Below are 19,316 nucleotides of genomic sequence, written 5' to 3'. Positions count from 1 at the left end.
CCGCGCCGCTTCGCGGCGGCTTTGCGCGGGCGAGCCAAGCATGATTTCGTCGGGGCTCCGCCCGCTCCGCGCCCCGGCGTCCGTGCTGTTGAAGCCTGGACCATCGACCCCGGACCAGCCCACCTTGCCGTCGTCGCCGCCGGAGGAAACGATGCTTTGCTCAGCGTCATTTCCGCTTCACGGGCGTGGGGACCTTATGGTCCTCACCCGGCGGCGTCGGAGCGGCGAAATGAAGTGGATGTTCGCGCTCACATGGAAACTTCTGCCCGACGCGGCAACCCGACGACGAGCTCTCCTTTCGACGGTTCGCCTCGCTTGATCCAAATGTGCATACCCGGCATGCTCCGACCATGAAGGCTATCGTTCCGTCCCGTTGGTCGCTGGGTACCCTCGCCGCTTGTCTGGCTGCCGCGGCCTTCACGGGCTGTGCCGACTCCGAAGGGGGGAAGGACGGAAGCGGGAGCGGCGGATCGATCGCAGGATCCACCGGCGAAGGCGGAAGCGGTGGTCAACCGGGCGCCGGGGGCGGGGGCGGGGGCGCTGCCCCCGCTAGCGCTGGCGTCACGGGGAGCGGCGGCGCGAGCAGCAGCGGTGGGCTCGCGGGTGCGGGCGGAGCGACCGGTGAGGGAGGCTCCACCGGCGACGGCGGCGGGGGCACGGGCGGCGGCGCGGAGACCTGCCCGCCAGCGACGCCCCTGACCGGAGGCATGGAGTATTGCTCGAACAGCCGAGGCAATGCGGGCAATGGTTACGGTTACGAGCTCTGGGCGGAAGGAGGCGGGTCGGGCTGCATGACCGTGCACCGCGTCGACGCCACGTTCAGCGCGAAATGGAACAACGTCGAGGATTTCTTGGCGCGCGTCGGGCTCGACTACAACCAAACCCAGAAGCACACCCAGATCGGCACCATCTCGGCGGAGTTCGCGCATACAAAGACGGAGGAGAACGGCGGCTTGACGTACATCGGCATCTACGGCTGGACCGTCAATCCGCTGCGCGAGTTCTACATCCTCGACGACTGGGGGAGCGTAAAGCCGGCGGGTTTTTCCTCCGACGGGACGCCGCGGGACGAGGTGGGCACGCTCACCGCCGATGGCGAGACCTACGACGTGTGGAAGAAGACCCGCGTCAACAAGCCGGCCATCACGGGTCCGAGCGCAACGTTCGATCAGTATTTCAGCATCCGGCGGACGGCGCGCACGTGCGGCACCATCTCCGTTTCCGAACACTTCACCAAGTGGGAAGCGCTCGGCCTTCCCCTGGGGAATCTGCACGAGATCAAGCTGTTGGTCGAGGCCCAGAACAACAGCGGGACGGTCAAGTTCACGACGGCGAAGTTCGTCGTGAAATGAGCCTGGCCCCGGAGACAGCCAACGGGCTCAACTCTCGATCCCGGCAGCCGAGCAGCCGACCGATCGCCTCGTGAACGACCCGGGCCGCCACCTCATCCCCGAGGGCGACGGCGCGGCATAGGGTGCTGGCGAGCGAGGTGACCGCCGCGCGTCAGGAGGAACGCTCTCGAGCAGGCCCGGTGGCGAGCGCCGCCCGAGGAGCCGTCGATGAGCAGCGCCTGCGGCCGCGTCGCGAGAGCGTGAGCCCCACGAGCGCCGAGGCGAGCGCGGCGGCACCTTGCAAACCTGCGTTCTGGCCGGCGGCGCTCCGGCCGGCGCTGCAGCCCATGGCGGCCGGCGGCGGAGCGCCGAGCGCGCCGGCGCTGGCGAGATCGCCGGAGAGCGGCGCCGCCTCGAGGTCGTCGAAGGTGTCCGGGGCGGCTTCGGGGTCGCCGGGATCCGGCGCCGGCGGTTCGGCGGCCTCGGAGGCGAGCGGCGCCGTGTACATGAGCTCAAGCCCCTCCTGCGGTCGTTCCATGACGGGGCGCCCGGCCATCCCCTCCGTCGCGACCGCGCCATCTCCCGTCGTCCCGTCGCCGGCCGCTACCTCGAACAGCGTGTTGCCGAGCGTCACGTACCAGCCCCCATCGAACCAGCGCGCATGACCGAGATCGGAGCCGATCTCTTCAGGCTCTTCCCCCGGGCGCCCGATGTAACGTTTCCCGTCGTTCAGGAACACGACATCCCCCGTATCGCTGATGCCGTCGTGCCCGATGCGGAGCCTCTGCTGGTCGAACCGGCTCGACGTCGGGAGGTCGCTGAGCTGGTGCAGATCACCCGCCGGGGTCCGCACCCAGACCTGATTGGCGGCGCCGTCGCTCTTCAGGAACGCCGTATACCCCGCATGCAGGAGCAGCCCCGCGGCGTTGCCTTGCCTCGAGTCGCCGAGGAACACCTCCTGGCCGTCCGCTGTATAGAGGTAGCTCGAGCAGACGGCCCCGTTCCACCACCGGCCGGCGACGTTCGTGCCGTCCGTGATCGGCCGCTGCAGGTACCCGGGATGGTCGCCGAGCCGGAGCTCGCCCGGGCCGCGGATCGACGGTTCCTCGTACGTGCTGTAGTAGATGTCGCCGGAATCCGCGATGTCGGCTTGAAACGGTGTGGTGGTGCCTGGCCTGAGATGGAACGTCGTATCGACGTCCGTGGTCAGCGTGAGCAGGTTGATTCGGTCTTCGTCGGGCGTCATCCAGAGGAGCGAGTCGCCGTTCACCGCGTCGATCCATCCTCGCCTCTCGGTCCTGCTGAAGAGGCCGTTCGCCCACGCGAAGAGGTACCCGTTCCACGACTGCATCACGACCCCTGACGGCGTGAGGGCGCCGTAATCCTCGGTCGTGGTATGGGGGGTGGGCGGCTGGAGCTCCCCGATGTAGGTGACCAGCTCGGTCGCGCGGTCGACGACGCCGAGCAGGTAGTTGTGATCGAGGAACAGGATGCGCGTCGCGTCGAAATCGATGATGGCGCCGGGGGCGCGCTGCACCACGGAGAGCTTCGGGCTCTCCTCGACGTAGTAGACGGGGGCGTACATGCCATAGCTGGTCGGCATCGTCAAAGGGCCGCCGCCGGGGTTCTCGGACTGGAGCCTGATCGTGAGCACTTCGCCCGACTGGAGCGGAGGTGACAATGGGGGCAAGATGATCTCCATCGCACCTGGCAGCGTCGACGGCTCCCCTTTCAGCGCCTCAGCCTTGCGCATCTGGCTGGACACGACCGCCCTGAAATTGAAGCACGAGTAGGGGGGAGTTCCGACACACCTCGCGACGATGGGGGTGTCCCTGGTGATCGGGGTGTAGGGGCGTGGGCTGACCACCCACATGGTCGGGGGCGCGTACCGGTGCACGAGTCGCTGAACCGACGAAGCTTCCCCGTACCTGTCGTACGCGGTGACCTTGAGGGTGTACGGACCGTAGGGGATCGGGGTCAGGTCGAACCTCCCGGTATGCATGCCGTTGACCTGGTTGCGCGTGAGCGGGATCGTCACCCCGGCGTACTCCGCCTCGACGGCGTAGACCTCCTCGGGCTGTGTCACCCGGACGCTCACCTGCATCGAATTCAGTCGGGTCACCCCGACCGAGCTGTCTGACGAGTCGTTCGGCTCGGTGGTCAATTGACTCACGGCGACTCGCGCGAGAGCCGCCGTGGACGAGAGGGACGTCAACCCCAGAACGGCCAAACCGATGAGCGTGCGGTGCATGTTCATGCGTCCTCCATGGATCCATGGTTACGCCCGGCTTTGATGCCGGCTCGGAGCGCCCCATTCAAGCGGGCGCTCTGGAGATGTCACGGGCCCCCGTCCCGAGCGGAGGTCGCGAGGCGCACGGCGCATCGTGCTCGCCGCCGCCGTTGGCGCGCTCGGGCCGGGCGGGGCCGCCGCCGCGCTCAAGGTGGCTGTCGACGTCCCCGCGGCTGTGCCCGCCTCCGAGGGGCCGTCGATCAGGCGATCTCCAGGCGATCGCCGGGCGCCGGGATCACGACCTCGCCGTGCCCGCGCGCGCGGAGCAGGCCCGCGAGGATCTGCTGCGGCCGTGGGCGCCGTGCACGATCTCGTGGACCGGGAGCGGCAGGTGGCGGTTGCGCTCGAAGGACTCGGCGCGGCGGCCCTGGTAGAGGCCGCAGTCGAGGAGGACGGTGGCGTCACGCGTCCTCAGGAGGTGCATGGATCCGGTGACGGTCTGGGCGGCGCCGATGAACTCGAGGTGCACGGGGCGATGATAGTGCCAGCACGGCCGAGAAAGCCCGCTGATTCGAGGCGTCGAAGCTCGATCGAGATTGCGAGCTAGCGCGCGCCCCGCCGGGCCTTGAGCGAGCGCCCGCGCGCCGGCGCGAGCTCGCGGAGCGCCGCCGACAGCGACGAGAACGTCGCCAGCGCGCCGAGGTCGACGTCGACGAGGCTCCTCGCGATGTCGGGCCGCACGCCGACCAGATACACCCGCGCCCCGAGCATGGCGGCCGCGCGGCTCGTCATGCCGAGGGAATGCGCGACCTGGGCGTCCACGAACGGGACGCCCGTGAGATCGAGCAGCACGCACAGCGCCTCGTGCCGGCTCACCCCCTCGGCCACCTTCTCCAGCACCTGCTGGGCGCGGCCGCCGTCGATCATCCCGATCAGCGGCACGAGCAGCACGCCGGGCAGCAGCGGGATGAGCGGACAGCCCAGCTCGCGCACCGTCTCCGAGAGCGCGCGCTCGCTCGCATAGGCCTTCTGCAGGTCGACGTGCTGCGCCGACAGCGACTCCACGAGCGCGTCGCGCTCCAGCGCCGCGCCGAGCAGCGTCCCCCAGATCGCGACCGTGCCCTCGTCGCCGGTCATCGCCACGATGGTCGGGCCGACGAGCGCCAGGATCCCCCAATCGCGCTGGGCAGAGCGGATCGGCAAGAGAAACACCGAGTACGTGCCGTCCGTGGCCGAGGGCGGCAGCATCTCCGCCGGCGGGAACGCCTCCAGCCGGCAGCGGCTGCCGTCCGGGGGGACCGGGCTGCCGTCGCAGCTGTAGGCGCCGGCGACGACGAGGCCCGCGCGCGCCGCCGGGTCCTCCCACAAGGCAAGGCAGCCCCACACCACCGTGGTCGTCTCGAGCCACGAGAGCGACCTGTATTCCTGCTGAGTGCCGCCGAGCAGCGTGAAGCTCACCTCGTAATTGGTCCTCGCGAGCACCCCGAGCTGGTGGACATACTGCGTCTCGGCCGCGAGCCGGGCCCGCGCGATCGCGAGGCGCGCGAGCTCCAGGAAGTCTTCCACCCGGCGCCGGGCCGCGGCGTCCAGGGGCGCCCCGCGCCGCTCGGGGAGCTGGCCCAGGAGCCGCGCCGTCGCCAGCAGGGCGCCGAGATCGGGCGTGATGTCGACCGCCTGCCGATAAGCGCGCTCGAGCTCGGCGGCCGGCGCCGGCGCGCCGCCGCGGAGCACCGAGAAATACATGTCGACCACCCGCGTGACCGCCGGCCATACGTCGGTCGGCGGGGTGTCGGGCGGGAGCGGCCTGGGCAGGATCAAGAGCTCGACCATCTGCCGGGCGACGGCATCTTCGGCGTCCTCCTCGGGCGCCGGCGACGCCGTCGCGTCGAGGAAGTTCTGGATCACGTTGCACCCGCACGAGCTCCGCTGGATTAGCGCGTTCGCCGTGCGCACGCCCCCGGCCGGGAAGCGCTCGCCGGCGATCATCGTCAAGATGAGCTCGCACGCGGCGCTCCCCATCATCTCGAACCGCTGGCGCACGGTGGTCAGCGGCGGATCGGCGCTCTGCGCCTCCGCGACGTCGTCGAAGCCGATGATCGCGAAATCCTCGGGGAGGCGGACGCCCGCCGCCTTCAGCGCGGACATCATCCCGAGCGCGTTCTTGTCCGTGCCGAAGACCGCCGCCGTGCACCCGGGCAGCCGCGCGAGGAGCTCGGGCGCGACGGCCCGGCCGCCGCTGTACATGTTGTTATCGCACGGGATGACGAGAGCGGGGTCGAAGGGGATCCCCGCCTCGGCGAGCGTGTCCTTGTAGGCGTCGCGGCGCTCGCGCACGTCGTACGCGGCGAAGTTGCCGACGAACGCGATGCGCCGGTGCCCGTGCTCGATCAGGTGGAGCACCGCGCTCCGGACGCCGCCGTGGTTGTCCGGGAGCACGGCCGGGCAGTCGATATCGGCGGGACGGGCGCCGAGCGTGATGAACGGGACCCCCGCGCGCGCGAGCTCCGAGAGGCCGTCGAACTCGATGATGACGATCCACCCGTCCACCTGCTCCCTCCCGAGCGAGGGCGCCTGGACCTCGGACGGCGTGCCGCGCAGCACCAGCGTGCGATGGCCGCGGTGCTGGGCCGCCTCGTGAATGCCGATCAGGACAGGGCCCCAGAACGCGCCGGAGAGAAAGGGGGCGACGACGCCGATGGTGCGAGGGCTGGCCGCCCCGCGCGGCGCCGCTGCGCCGGAGGCTCCCCTGGCCTGCCGCGACGCGGTGCCGGGCAGGTCGCCCCACTGCTCCGGCAACGGCACCCCACTGCGCTGGCGACCCTGACCCATTTCCGACGGCCTCCTGCTGTCATACCCAGGTCGCCCTCCCCACGACGGCTGCGGACCCGTCCAGCGTACACGCTGGACCGGGGGCCCGGGCGAGAAGTCTGGCATTCTGCCGCGGAATCCGGAGCGAACCGTCAGACCGCGGACACGGCCACCCCACGAGCCCCACGATACCGGGCCGCCGTCGCCCCGCGGCGCGAGGCGCTCCGGCGCCCGCGCCTCGGGCGAGCCGCGGGTGCTATCGTTGTGCGATGCGGTACCGCGACGAACGGGACGCGCTGCGCGGGCGCGTGGACAGCCTCGAGGAGCAGCTCGCGGCGGCCAAAAAGGAGCTCGAGGAGCAGCGGGACGACGGCCGGGCGGCGCGCGTCGAGCAGCTCGAGCGTCAGATGGACGAGGCCCGCCGCGTGCTCGACGAGCTCGGCCGCGAGCTCGACGCGGTGCGAGGCGGGCCGAGGCGCTCGCTGGCCGTGCCGATCCTGGCGACGCTCGCGGGCCTCGGGTTCTGCGCCATGGTCGCGGGCTACGCGATGAAGCGGCCGGAGTCCTACGCCATCCAGGGCCCGCCGCGGCCGGCCGCGGCCCCGCCGCCCGAGCCCGCCCCGGTGCCGCCGCCGCCCGAGCCCGCGCCGGCGCCGCCGGCGCCGCCGGAGCCGGCCGCGCCGCCTCCCGAAGAGCCCTCGCGGACCGCGACGGCGACCTGGAAGGCGACCGTCGCGCGCGCCACCGGGCTCCCCCTCGCGGCCGGCGCGCCGTGCACCGTCGAGGCGGAGCTCGCGAGCTCGGGCGACAGCATCCACGTGCCTGCGCTGGAGATCGTCTGCGGCGGCAAGCCGATCTATCGATCGAGCGACTCGCTCAACGGCATGTCGATGTTCAGCAGCGGTGTGGAGGAGGACTCGGGCTCGGCGCCTGGCACGTATGTTTATGCCCTCTCGTACCAGGACAAGGGCTCGCGCGCCGGGGAGCGCGCCGAGGTCTCGATCGACAGCATCCGCAAGGCCGGCGCGGTCTGGCGCGACTCGGCGCCTGCATACCGCGTCGAGCTCACGCTGCCGTACCAGAGCGCGCCCGTGAAGGGAGAGCCGCTCCTCGACGCCACCGGCAAGGCGCTGCGCCGGTCCGCGCGGGTCACCGGATCGACGGGGCCGAGCCCGGTGAAGCCGGGCGCGCGGTGCACGCTGCGCGTCTCGCCGCTCGCGCGGGGCGGCCGGTGCCTCACGCGCCTGGAGTGCGGCGGCCGCATGCTCTACGGCGCGGGCACGACCGGCGTCTCCGAGTGCGCGGTGGAGGGGGACCAGGTCGCCCGCGTCCACGACGGGAACACGACCCCGAACGGCGGCGACCCGGCGTTCGATCTCGACGTGGCCGCGGGGCGGGCGACCGTGCGCGACGAGGGGAAGGGCGGCGCGTGGACCGTCGGGATCGAGCTCGATCCGAGCGAATAGGCATCTCGGCGGCTCAAAAGGAGAGCCGCGCCGACAGCCCGGCGATCGCGCCCGACGCCGCGGGCACGATCCGGAGCTCCACGCCGCCTCGATCCTCGCTGCGATACGTCCGCGGCATGTTGAGGAACACCAGGACCGCGCCTGCCGCCAGGGTCGCGCCGCCGGCGATGAACAGGCCGGTGGCGACGCGGCTCTCCGTGAGCCCCCGGCTGGTCGTGTCGGTCGTCGTCGGGACGCAGCTCGACGTGCAGGTCTCTTCGAATCGCTGCTCCGCCACGTCCAGGTGCTCGTCGGCTTGCCAGCGCAACACCGCGCCCGCCAGCCCGAGGCCCGCGCCGGCCCCGACCACGGCCCACGGCTTCCACGCGGCCCACCGGCGCACCGTGACGAGGCCGTCGGCGCTCAGCGTGAGCGCGCCCGAGGCCTGCGCCCCGGCGAGCACGACGACGGGCTCGACGAGGGGGAAATACCCCTCCTTCCGCGCGCTGATGACGTGCTCTCCCGGCGTCACGAACCGGCGCGCCGAGCCCGGACCGACGAACCACGGCCTCCCGTCGAGCAGCACCGCGGCGCCGGGCTCATCGCAGCGCATCTCGACGGCGGCGAGCTCCCGCTCGACGAGCTCCTTCATCAGCGCGCGCGCCTCTTCATGGTCCTCCGGATCGAGCGACGCCGGCCCCCACCGGAGCGACAGGCGCAGGTTCTCGTAGGCGAGCAGCGGCATGCCCATCATCTTGAGCACCCTGCCCAGGTAGAACCGGAGATCCGGGTGCTCCCACAGGGCGAGCGCTTCCTCGTACTTCTTCTTGGCGTCGCCGAGCACCATCCTCCGGTGCAGGTCCCGCCCCTGCATGAAGAGCTCCAGCGCCGCATGCTTGCGCGCCTCCGGGACGCCCTCGTGCCAGGGGGGCAACGCCGCCTCGGCCTGAGCCCACGCGGGCGCGGCCCGGGACGCGACGATCGCGATCGAGAGCCATGAACAGATCGCGGCGCGCGCGCTCGTCGGCGTCCTCTGCACGGGGGATGGCGCGATGATCCCCCGGCGCGCGCTTTACCTCAAGCGGTCCCGGATCCGCCCGACGGAGCGCTGGATGAGCTGCTCCAGCTCCTCCTTGCTGCGTCGCTCGTCGTCCGCGGCTTGCTTGGCCTTCCGCTCCTCGACGCCGGCCCTGGCCCGCTCATCGTCGGCCTGGGCCTTGGCGCGCCGCGCCTCGGCCTCGGACGTCCGCGCCTCGTCGCGCGCCGTCCGCGCCTCGCCGGCCGCGGCGCGCGCCCGCTCGGCCTCGGCCTCGGCCCTGTCCCTGGCCTCCTCGGCCTCCTTCTGCAGCAGCTCCGCCCGCTTCCGCTGCTCTTCCGTGCTCATCCTCGCTTGCTCGGCGGCCTGCCGGGACGCCGTCTCTCTCGCGAGCGCCTCCTCGAGGCTGTCCTCGGTCCGGCGGATGTCCGCGAGCTGCGCGCTGATGACCCGGTTCTGGCGCACCACCGTGACGATGCCCGCGGTGGCGCCGACGACCAGGAGGGCCAGGCTCGCGATGGTCCCGACGATGAGGTTGCGCTTCCTGCGCTGCGCCTGGCCGGCCAGCCCGATCACGGCGTCGAGGTAGCGCTGCTCGCGCTCGGGCAGCCGGCGCTCGGAGCGCTCCCGGAAGCGGCGCGCCTCCTCGGCGAGCTTGCCGCGCCACAGGAGGTCGTCGGCGCCGCCGCTCGACGCCCAGTGCCGGGCCGCGGCGCGCAGCTTGTCGAGGAACACGGCGTCTTCCTGGTTCTCGTCGAGCCAGCGCAGCAACGTCGGCCAGCGCGCGATGAGCGACTCGTGCACGATCTCCACCTTGCTGCCGACGTCGTCGCGCCCGGTCTCGATGGCGAGGAGCCGCGCGTCGGCGAGCAGGTGGACGAGGCTCTCGAGCTCGTCGGGGTCGCCGTCGCCGGGCAGCTCGCGGAGCTCTTCCAGGCTGGCGATGGCCCGCGTGCGCTCGGGCGTGACGAGGCGCTCGAGGATGGCGCGGCAGAGCTTCGCCTGGCGGCCGCTGAGCCCGGCCAGCACCGCGTCGGCGTGGCTCGCCAGCGCGCCCGCCACGCCGCCGATGGCCTCGTAGCTCGCCCGCGTGAGGAGCCGCCGCTCGCGGTCGCGCATGTCCCACAGCCTGGCCGCGGTGAACTGCAGGATGGGAAGAGCGCCAGGGGTCGTCTCCAGCACATCGAGGATGCCCTCGACCATCGCCGGGTCCTCGATCTCGTACCGCGCCGCCTGGACCGGCTTCAAGAGCGCCTCGCGCAGCCCTTCCCGGCCGACGGGCGAGAGGAACACGAGGCCGCGGGTAACCCCCGCCATGAAGCGCCTGTCCTCGGCCACGCGCTCGATGAAATCCGAGCGGGTGGAGAGGATGACGCGGAGGGGCGAGGAGGCGTCGTCGGCGACGCCCTCGAGGCACGAGAAGAAGGCGGCGCGCTCGCGGGCGTCGCACGAGAGCGTGTAGAGCTCCTCGAACTGATCGACGAACAGCACGACGCGGCGCTGGTTCCGGGCAGCCCACGCGCGCAGCTCGGCGCCGAGATGGCCGGGCTCGGCGCGCAGCCGGTCGATGAGCCGCCTGCGCGCGGTGTCGCGGGCGAGCGCCTCGGGCGCATCGGCCTCGGTCTTCTCCCGGAGGGATGGATGGGTGAGCAGATCGGCGAGCGCCGCCATGGGCTCGCGCCCGGGCCGCATGACGAGCGACGCCCACCCGGCCCCGGAGCGCTTGATCGCCGGGATGATCCCCGCCCTCACCAGCGATGATTTCCCCACGCCCGAGGCGCCGACGATGGCGAGGAGCGGCTGGCTCTTCAGGCGCGCGACCATGCCGGCGATGTCGTCTTCGCGGCCGAAGAAGCGGTCGGCGTCGACCTCCTGGAACGCCGAGAGGCCGGCGAAAGGACTCTCGGCGGCGCCGAGGACGATCTCGCGGCGTCCAGGCAGGAGCGGCGTGAGCTCGGCGAGGAGCTGCTGCGCCGAGGCGAAGCGCTCGGATTTCTGCCTGCGCAGGCACCGCTCGACGATCGGGCCGAGCGCGCCGAGCTCGCCCCGCGCCGCGCCGAGCGCCCGGACCGGCGCGTCGAGCGCGGCGGGACGCGCGGAGCTGGGCGTCCTCGCCTCATCGAACGGGTGCGCGCCGGTCACGAGCTCGTGGAGCATGATCCCGACAGCCCAGATATCCGTGGCGTGGTCGATCTCCTCTCCGGCCCGCTGCTCGGGGGACATGTAGGCGAGCGTGCCCATGACCGCGCCGTCGCGCGTGAGGGGCAGCTCGCCCGTGAGATCCGTAGGGGCGGGAGGAGCGCGCCCATCGCGCGCGGAGGCGGCATGGGCATCGAGCAGCTTGGCGATGCCGAAGTCGAGCACCTTGATGGCGCCGGACGCCTCCAGCATGATGTTCTCCGGCTTGAGATCGCGGTGCACGATGCCGAGCTTGTGGGCGCACGCGAGGGCGCGCACGACGGGCACCATCAGCTCCACCGCCGCGCTCGCCGGTACGGGGGTGGCGGCGATGCCTCTCGCGGCGCCCGCCGGCCCGCGCTGCGTCATCCACGCGCGAAGGCTCTGGCCCTCGATGTATTCGAGCACCATGTAGGGGTATCCGTCGTGCTCGTTCACATCGTGGATGGTCACGATGTTCTCGTGCTTGCAGAGCGCGGTGGCGCGGGCCTCGACGAGGAATCGGTCGAGCCGGGAGCCGGTCAGCGTGGTGAGGAGCTTGATGGCCACGAGGCGGCCCAGCCGGACGTCGCGGGCCAGAAAGACCGTGCCCATGCCCCCGCGGCCGAGCTCGCGAATGAGCTCGTAATGGCCGAGCGAGATCCCGGCGGCGACGGGCAGTTCGTGCGACGCTGGTCGCGAAGAACCGATCGTCATCGCCGCGGGGCGCTCGTCCGCGCGCGGATAGTAGGCGATCGGCACCGCGCGGAGATGCGCCGCCTCGGTGATCAGGGTCATCGACGGGCCGACTTCCTGCCTTACCTGTCGATGTCCACTCCGGCCCGGCCACTGGATGACCGCTGCCTCGTCATCGGAACAGCTGCCGCCGGCGTCGACCATGCGTGCCGAGCATATTCCGTTCAGCGGGCTCATGCCAATGCCGCTGGGCGCACCCCATGGATCCAGGCGAGCCGGGAGCCTGGCCGTCGAGGGAGCGGTGGGCCGGTTCCCGGAGGTGCCGGGGGCGTGCGGGGATGCTCCAGGGCGTCCATCGCTGAACGAAGCCGGCCGAGGCGAGCCTCCGTCCTCCGCCTTCAAGGACGGAGCGGCGTCCGGACGAGCCGATAGCTGCGCCCCTGCTCGCCGAGGAAAAACACGTCGCTGGTGGAGGTGCCCCATACAGCCACCACATCCAGAGGGTCCCAGCCAACGGGCAGCCAGGATACCCCGTCGAAGTGCAGCACCGTGCCCCCGTCCCCGACGGCGAAGACATCGCTCGGACCGCTTCCCCACACGTCCATGAAATGCGCATAAGCCGGCGAAGCGATCGAGGTCCAGGCGCTGCCGTCATAGTGCAGCACCGTGCCCCCGTCCCCGACGGCGAATACGTCGCTTGGACCGCTGCCCCACACGCCTCTGAGCGAAACAGTGACCGGCGAAGCCATCCAGGTCCAGTCGCTGCCGTCATAGTGCAGCACGACGCCCCGGTCCCCGACGGCGAATACGTCGCTCGGACCGCTGCCCCATACGTCGTGAAGAGGCACATCGAACGGCCAATGCATCGAGGTCCAGTTGCTGCCGTCATAGTGCAGCACGACGCCCGCATCTCCAACGGCGAAGACGTCGCCCGGACCGCTTCCCCATACCTCGTGAAGAAGTACATCGACCGGCGAAGCCATCGAGGTCCAGGCGCTGCCGTCATAGTGCAGCACCGTGCCCCCGTCCCCGACGGCGAAGACGTCGCTCGGACCGCTGCCCCACACGCCTCTGAGCGAAACAGCGACCGGCGGAGCCATCGAGGTCCAGACGCTGCCGTCATAGTGCAGCACCATGCCCAAGTTCCCGACGGCGAAGACGTCGCTCGAACCGCTGCCCCACATATCGTACAAACCGTACAGTGCAGGGGCCGAGAAAGGCAGCTCTAGCTCTATCCGCGCCATGCCGTCAAAATGCAGCACGACGCCGGCACCTCCGACGGCGAAGACATCATTGGCGCCACCACTCCACACACCCCGAAGGGGGCTATCGATCGGCGATACCATCCGCGTCCAGGAGCTGCCGTCATAATGCAGCACGATACCGGGGTGTCCGACGGCGAAGACATTGGCCCCGCCACCCCACACGTCAGCAAGAGGCACATCGACCGGCAAATCCATCTGTACCCAGGAGCTACCGTCATAGTGCAGCGCGATGGCCGGATCCCCAACGACGAATACGTCGCTCGGACCGCTGCCCCACACACCGGAGAGATTCACGTTGTCCGGCAAAGTGACCGGCAGAGCCATCTGCGTCCAGGAGTTACCGTCATAGTGCAGCAACATTCCCGCATTCCCAACCGCGAAGACGTCGCTCGGACCGCTGCCCCACACGCCTAAGAGAGCCGCGTAGTCCGGCAAAGTAACCGGCAAATCCATCGATGTCCAGGAGCTGCCGTCATAATGCAGCACAGCGCCGGCGGCCTCGAGACCGGAGAATCCGACGGCGAAGACGTCGCTCGGACCACTGCCCCACACGCCGTAAAGCTCCCCAGGCCAAGTGACCGGCAAATTCATCGGTGTCCAGGAGCTGCCGTCATAATGCAGCCCAGCGACGAACCTCCCGGAATCGGAGGATCCGACGGCAAAAATGTCCCTCGAACCGCTGCCCCACACATCGAACAGGTGCATCCCGGGCGACAATAACTTTTGTGTCCAAGAGGTGCCGTCGTAGTGCAGCAGGGAGTGCCACCCGACGGCGTAGATATCTTTGGGCCCGCTGCCCCACACGCTTATAAGGGGCAACTCGGACGGCGTATGCATGAAGCGCCACCCGAACTCGCCGCAGCCCTCGACGTCCAGCGAGTCGCAAGCACGCGCGCAGCCGGGGCGACCGAAGTCAAAACGCAGATCCACGCAGGAGACGGTCGCTGGAGCAGCGGGATCACACATCTCCTCTTCTGCTTTCTCGCCGTCACCGCAATGAAGCCGGCAGTCCGGGCGGCACAGCCCACCAGCGGGCGCGTTCTGGCGGTCGCGGCATAACGGGTCCCGGGGCGCGACCGCATTGGCGCCACAGTCGCACTCCTCGCCGGGATCGGGGATCGCGTTGCCGCAGACCTCCCGCCGGCAGGTCGCGCCGCACCCGTCGCCCGCCTCGACGTCGCCCTCGTCGCACTCTTCACCGGGGTCGAGGATTGCATTGCCGCAGACTTCCCGCCGGCAGCTCGCGCCGCATCCGTCGCCCGGCTCGACATCGCCCTCGTCGCACTCCTCGCCGCTCTCCAGGATCCCGTTGCCGCAGACTTCCCGCCGGCAGCTCGCGCTGCACCCGTCGCCCGGCTCGACATCGCCCTCGTCGCACTCTTCACCGGGATCGAGGATCGCGTTGCCGCAGACCTCCCAACGACAGCTCGCGCCGCATCCGTCACCCGGCTCGACATCGCCCTCGTCGCACTCCTCGCCGAGCTCTTGGATCCCGTTGCCGCAGGCGTCGCGCGGCGTGTCGGGCGAGACGCACCGCGGCGCTCCGACAATCGGGGTGCGGCACGTGTAGTCCGCAAGGCAGTAGCCGTCTCCACAGGGCGTGGACATGTCGCTCGCACACGCGACCGCGAGCGCTGCGAGGAGGATGCTCCACATCCAGAACAGATGTCGTTTCATGGCTCAGAACGCCTCCGGTGATGTGCCTCTACGAGCCGGCCTCCATGCTCTACGCCGACGAAGGCCGGATACCCGACGCGCCGCTGGCACGCGAGGGAACGTTGCGCTGGATCATTCGCCGCGCCCGGCGGCCAACACTCGAGCTGCGCTCGCAAGAAAAGCTCCTTCGAGGACCGGCGAGCCTCCGCTGGCCCGTCGCCGCGCGGACGACATACCCCTCCATGGACCTGCCCAGGTCCACAGCAATCCATGTGCCATAGATGCCGGCATAGAAGCGAGCCCCGAGCGCCGCGTTCCGCGCGCTGGCACGTCGGATGGCTCGCGCGCGGGCACGGGCACACGGGCCGGGCACATGGGCGGGCACCTGCGCGAGCACACGGGCCGGCCACCGGGCATCCTGCGCGCGCGCGCCGCATTGCAGCAACGGCGCGGAGGCTCGTCGATCGCGGCCGGTGCCCTCTGCACCGGACGAGAGACCCGCGTTACACTCCGCGGGGACGTGGTGCTCCCCGCACGGAACACGACCCTGGACGACGCGCCCGGCCTCCCCTCCGAGCAACTCGGTCCCAAGGAGCCGAAACCCGGGCTGTTGCTCATCTTCTCGGTGGACAGCCCGCGCTGCGACGTGCTCCCGCTGGAGGACGGCGAGATCGAGCTCGGGCGGTGCGAGGTCGCGGGCGTGCACCTGGACGACCAGCGGATGTCGCGAAGGCACGCGCGCGTGCGCTGGCTCGGCGGCACGTGGCAGGTCGAGGATCTCGACAGCCGGAACGGCACCTGGCTCGACGGCGTCCCACTGATGGGCGCGCGCGCCGGCGCCGACTTCCGGATCGTGCGCACGGGCTGGTCGGTGTTCCTGCTCCTGGCCGATGTCGAGCCGTTCCGCGCGGGGGTCTCGCGCGCCGGCGGCACGATCCGCGGGGCGACCCTCGCCCGCACATGGGACGCGATCGACCGGGCGGCGCGCCTCGGGACGACGCTGCACATCGCGGGCGAGAGCGGAACGGGCAAGGAGCACGCGGCGCGGGCGTTCCACGCCCTCGGCCCGCGGCGCGACGGGCCGTTCGTCCCCGTGAACTGCGCGGCCATCCCCGCGGGGCTGGCCGAGCGGCTGCTCTTCGGCGCCCGCAAGGGGGCGTACTCGGGCGCCGCGGCGGACGCCGAAGGGTACGTGCAGGCCGCGCGCGGCGGGGTGCTCTTCCTCGACGAGGTGGCCGAGCTCGACCTCGGCGTGCAGGCGAAGCTCCTGAGGACGCTGGAGGCGAAGGAGGTGCTCCCGCTCGGGGCGTCACGGCCCGTGCAGGTGGATTTCGCGCTGGTCTCGGCGACCCACAAGGACCTGCGGGCGCAGGTGGCCGCCGGGAAGCTGCGCGACGATCTCTTCTTCCGCATCGCGCGGCCTTCGGTCCGCATGCCGCGGCTCCGGGAGCGACCGGAGGACGTCCCGTGGCTCGTCGATGCGGCCCTTCGACATGCGGCGGCCGGCGCGCGCGCCGAGGCGAGCGCGCCCCCTCGGGCGCATGCGTCGCTGATCGAGGCGTGCCTCCTGCGGGCGTGGCCAGGGAACATTCGAGAGCTCACCGCCGAGATCCGGGCAGCGGCGCAGGAGGCGCACCTCGCGGGCAGCTCGGTGGTGCACGACCATCACCTCTCCCCGTCGGCGGGGCAGCTGGCCTTCCCCGGGACGCCGGCGCTCGTGTCCGGCAGCGCCACCGGCACGGCGGCGAAGGACGCCGCGCGGGCGCCGCAGCCGGCGGCGGAGGAGCGGCCCTCGCGGCAGGCCGCGTCGTGGCCCGCCGAGGAGGAGATCGAGGCGGCGCTGCGCCGTGAGCAGGGCAATGTGACGCGCGCGGCCCGGACGCTCGGCATGCACAGGAACCAGCTCCGCCGCTGGCTCGCGCGACGCGCGGCGGGCGGGGGCGAGGACACGGGGGGGTGAGCAAACAGCGCGGATTCGTGGTCCAGATCCGTCGATGTCCCGAGGCTCACAGTGGCATCGTCGTATCAGGTGGATACGCCGTCATCGGGCGAGATCCCGATCTCCACGAGATCGGAGATGGCCCTATCCCCCGAGCACCTCGGCGTAGAGCTCCTCGTACGCCCGCACCATCTGGTCCACCCCGAACCGCTCGACCACCCGCGCCCGCCCGCGCTCCCCCATCGCGGCCCGGTCCTCCCGCACCGCGACCGCCTCCAGCGCGGCCGCCAGCGGCTCCGGCGCCCCCGGCGACACGAGCAGCCCCGTCGACCCCTCCTCGAGGATCTCCGGATTCCCCCCCACCCGCGTCGCCACGATCGGCAGCCCCGCCGCCGCCGCCTCGATCAGCGTCAGCGAGATCCCCTCGGTCAGCGACGCGAGCGCGAACACGTCGAACGCCGGCAAGAGCTCCGCCACGTCGCCGCGCGTCCCCGTGAACGTCACCGCCCCGCCGAGCCCGAGCCGCGCCGCCTGCTCCTCGAGCGCCGGCCGCAGCGGGCCGTCGCCGATCAGCGTGAGGTGCGCGTCCGGCCGCACCCCCCGGAGCCGCGCGAACGCCGCGAGCAGCGTCGCGTGGTCCTTCTCGGGCGACAGCCGCGCCACGCACCCCACGTGGTAGCCCGACGTCGGCACCCCGAGCCGCGCCCGCGCCGCGCCCGCGTCGCCCGGCCGGAACACGTCCGTGTCCACGCCGTTCAGGATCGTCACCACCTTGGCCGGATCGACCCGCTCCACCTCGAGCGTCACCGCGCGGGCGTCGTCGCTCACCGCCACCACCCGGTCCGTGAGCGCCGCGGCCAGCCGGTTGACCAGCACCTTCCGCCGCTGCTTCGGGTAGTTGCGGCCGTGCTTCGTGTGGATGACGCGCGGCCCCCCGCCCCCCGGCAGGCTCGCGGCCCGGGCGAGGCCCGCGGCCAGCGCGCCGTAGAGGTGCGGCCCCGGGTTGTGCGTGTGCACGAGCCGGATCCCCTCGCGCCGCAGCCACGCCGACAGCCGCACCGGCAGCCCCGGGTCGAGCCCGGGCCGCCGCGGCAGCACCACGAGCGGCACGCCGAGCCGCGCCAGCTCCTCGGCCAGCGCGCCCGGCTCCTCCAGCGCGCACACGATCGGCGCGAACCGGTCGCGCGCCGTCCGCTCGAGCAGCCGCAGCACCACCCGCTCGAGCCCGCCCACGTTGAGCGACAGCACGACGTGGGCGACCTTCGCGGGCTGGCCCGGCGCGGCGCGCGACCCCTCGCCGCCCGCCGGCCGGACCTCGGGGGCACCGCTCACGCCACGGCCTCGCGCCCGAACTCGATCGGCACCTCGGACACGGTGAAGCGGAACTTCCCGCCCGAGGTGACCGGGATCTCGTCGACGAGCTCCACCCGGATGTCCGCCCGCTCGCCGAGGAACCGGCGCAGATCGCGCTCGATCGCCTGCGACGTCTCCGGCCGGTAGGCCGCGCCGGGGACGATCCGGATCGTGATCGCCCGCGACCTGTCCTGGTGGACCTGGTACCGCTCCACCGTCGGGTTGTCCTTGAAGAAGTAGGGGAAGAACACGGACGAGAGGAGCTGGCCGTCCGGCCCGACGATCATGTCGAGCACCCGCCCCTCGACCGAGGCGAGCAGCGGCAGCCCGCGGCCGCACGAGCAGGACTTGTCGGCCGCGATCACCACGTCCTCGTTCTTGTAGCGGATGAGCGGCATCGACCGGCACAGGAGGTCGGTCAAGATCACCTCGCCCGGCTCCCCGGGCCGCGCCAGCCGGCCGCCACACTGGACCTCGACGAAGATGTTCTCGATGTTGAGGTGCTTGCCCTCGCGGCGCTCGCACTCCGCGCCGATCAGCATCATCTCCCTGCAGCCGTAGCGATCGTAGACCGGCGCCTGGAACGCCTTCTCGATGACCTCGCGCTGGTGCGGGAAGAGCCGCTCCGCCGTCGCGATGATCCCCTTCGGCGTCGGCAGCCTGCGCCCCGCCTCGAGCGCGTAGCGCGCCGTGTAGTAGAGCGGGCTCGTGTACCCGACGACGAGGTTCGGCTGGTAGCGGAGGATCTCATCCACCACCCCCGCGAGCCGCGCCTCCGACAGATTCCACGCGCTGACCGTCTTCTTCCGGATGAACGCCTCGTGCAGCGTGCGCTTCACCTTCTTCCAGCGGGGCTCGTGGGTCGGTATGCCCCAGATGTACAGCTCCTTGTCCCCGATGCGGCCGCCGGCCCACGCGTCAGCGCGCAGGGCGGCGGCCTGACGACACTCGTACGTGGTGTGATCGTAGAAGAACCGCGCCGGCTCCCCGGTCGATCCGCCCGTGCCGCTCCTGAAGAGCTTGCCGTTCCAGCCGTCCGCGATGAGCTCGTCGCCGTGCGCGCGGAGATCGGCCTTGGTCAGGACCGGGAAGCGCACGAGATCCTCGGGCGCGTGCACGTCCTTCACCCGCACGCCGTATTCGGCGAAGCGGCGCCGGTAGAAGGGCACCTTCTGCTCGGCGAAGCGGAGGGTCGCCAGCATCTTTCGCCAGTTGAGCTCGCGCAGCTCGCTCTCCGGCCGCCACTGGGACCGCTTCAGCTCCTCGAGGTATGTCAGCGTCTCCCTCCTTCGGAGTTTCGTCTCGTAAAAAGGAAAGAGCACGTTCCGAAAGAGTGCTGAATACATATCCGCTGTCGGACGATTCTTTCGGAGCTCCGACAAACAGTCAAGCTGCCCCGG

General features: G+C 71.3%; 11 protein-coding genes. 3 read left to right on the top strand and 8 right to left on the bottom strand.

The genetic code is table 11. The features are described from left to right. The first annotated feature begins 791 nt into the window (after positions 1-791). Positions 792-1,352 carry a glycoside hydrolase family 11 protein gene (locus NQZ70_RS51300; protein WP_237244826.1) on the top strand — a complete coding sequence of 187 codons (561 nt, stop codon included), beginning with the start codon at positions 792-794 and terminating at the stop codon, positions 1,350-1,352. A 151-nt stretch (positions 1,353-1,503) separates the two neighbouring features. On the opposite strand, the gene NQZ70_RS51295 is transcribed toward NQZ70_RS51300, so the two are convergent. From NQZ70_RS51295 to NQZ70_RS51285, 3 genes are all read right to left on the bottom strand, one after another. Continuing rightward, the gene (locus NQZ70_RS51295; protein WP_129580747.1) at positions 1,504-3,453 is read right to left on the bottom strand and encodes a hypothetical protein; all 1,950 of its coding nucleotides are present in this window, start codon (positions 3,451-3,453) and stop codon (positions 1,504-1,506) included. Between the two features lie 403 nt (positions 3,454-3,856). Continuing rightward, entirely contained in the window at positions 3,857-4,090 is a 234-nt protein-coding gene (locus tag NQZ70_RS51290; RefSeq protein ID WP_165374591.1) for a hypothetical protein, read from the bottom strand. 74 nt (positions 4,091-4,164) lie between these two features. Continuing rightward, positions 4,165-6,390 carry a substrate-binding domain-containing protein gene (locus tag NQZ70_RS51285; protein ID WP_129580745.1) on the bottom strand — a complete coding sequence of 742 codons (2,226 nt, stop codon included), beginning with the start codon at positions 6,388-6,390 and terminating at the stop codon, positions 4,165-4,167. A 248-nt stretch (positions 6,391-6,638) separates the two neighbouring features. Between NQZ70_RS51285 and NQZ70_RS51280 the strand changes: the two genes are divergently transcribed. After that, complete coding sequence (locus tag NQZ70_RS51280; protein WP_165374590.1) at positions 6,639-7,835, top strand: hypothetical protein; 1,197 nt, start codon at positions 6,639-6,641, stop codon at positions 7,833-7,835. A gap of 13 nt (positions 7,836-7,848) precedes the next feature. Here NQZ70_RS51280 and NQZ70_RS51275 read toward each other — a convergent pair whose 3' ends face one another. The 3 genes from NQZ70_RS51275 to NQZ70_RS51265 all read right to left on the bottom strand — a co-directional run bounded on the left by NQZ70_RS51275 (position 7,849) and on the right by NQZ70_RS51265 (position 14,645). Then, positions 7,849-8,853, bottom strand: coding sequence for a hypothetical protein (locus tag NQZ70_RS51275; RefSeq protein ID WP_129580743.1), 1,005 nt, complete (start codon positions 8,851-8,853; stop codon positions 7,849-7,851). A gap of 33 nt (positions 8,854-8,886) precedes the next feature. After that, positions 8,887-11,940 (bottom strand): serine/threonine-protein kinase, encoded by a 3,054-nt coding sequence (locus tag NQZ70_RS51270; protein ID WP_237244825.1) that lies wholly within the window; start codon positions 11,938-11,940, stop codon positions 8,887-8,889. A gap of 161 nt (positions 11,941-12,101) precedes the next feature. Then, positions 12,102-14,645 carry a glucosyltransferase-I gene (locus NQZ70_RS51265; RefSeq protein ID WP_129580742.1) on the bottom strand — a complete coding sequence of 848 codons (2,544 nt, stop codon included), beginning with the start codon at positions 14,643-14,645 and terminating at the stop codon, positions 12,102-12,104. 499 nt (positions 14,646-15,144) lie between these two features. Between NQZ70_RS51265 and NQZ70_RS51260 the strand changes: the two genes are divergently transcribed. Beyond that, positions 15,145-16,584 (top strand): sigma 54-interacting transcriptional regulator, encoded by a 1,440-nt coding sequence (locus NQZ70_RS51260; RefSeq protein WP_129580741.1) that lies wholly within the window; start codon positions 15,145-15,147, stop codon positions 16,582-16,584. Between the two features lie 123 nt (positions 16,585-16,707). Here NQZ70_RS51260 and NQZ70_RS51255 read toward each other — a convergent pair whose 3' ends face one another. Together NQZ70_RS51255 and NQZ70_RS51250 are read right to left on the bottom strand one after the other, a co-directional pair. Then, a complete protein-coding gene (locus NQZ70_RS51255) occupies positions 16,708-17,895 on the bottom strand; it encodes a glycosyltransferase (RefSeq protein WP_129580740.1) in 1,188 nt (395 codons plus the stop codon). After that, on the bottom strand, positions 17,892-19,238 hold the full coding sequence (locus tag NQZ70_RS51250; RefSeq protein WP_237244824.1) for a phenylacetate--CoA ligase family protein: 1,347 nt from the start codon (positions 19,236-19,238) through the stop codon (positions 17,892-17,894). Before NQZ70_RS51250 ends, NQZ70_RS51255 begins: the two co-directional genes overlap by 4 nt. Positions 19,239-19,316 lie beyond the last annotated feature (78 nt).

It is taken from the genome of Sorangium sp. So ce836 (genome assembly GCF_028553905.1).
In the GTDB taxonomy this organism is placed as follows: domain Bacteria; phylum Myxococcota_A; class Polyangia; order Polyangiales; family Polyangiaceae; genus Sorangium; species Sorangium cellulosum_D.
Note: the sequence above shows the minus strand (reverse complement) of the source record. Positions and strands in the feature narration are given on the sequence as shown.

Coding starts and splice junctions, on each gene's coding strand:
- NQZ70_RS51300 (WP_237244826.1), top strand. CDS start 792: ATGACCGTGCACCGCGTCGACGCCACGTTCAGCGCGAAATGGAACAAC.
- NQZ70_RS51285 (WP_129580745.1), bottom strand. CDS start 6,390: ATGGGTCAGGGTCGCCAGCGCAGTGGGGTGCCGTTGCCGGAGCAGTGG.
- NQZ70_RS51280 (WP_165374590.1), top strand. CDS start 6,639: ATGCGGTACCGCGACGAACGGGACGCGCTGCGCGGGCGCGTGGACAGC.
- NQZ70_RS51270 (WP_237244825.1), bottom strand. CDS start 11,940: ATGAGCCCGCTGAACGGAATATGCTCGGCACGCATGGTCGACGCCGGC.
- NQZ70_RS51265 (WP_129580742.1), bottom strand. CDS start 14,645: ATGAAACGACATCTGTTCTGGATGTGGAGCATCCTCCTCGCAGCGCTC.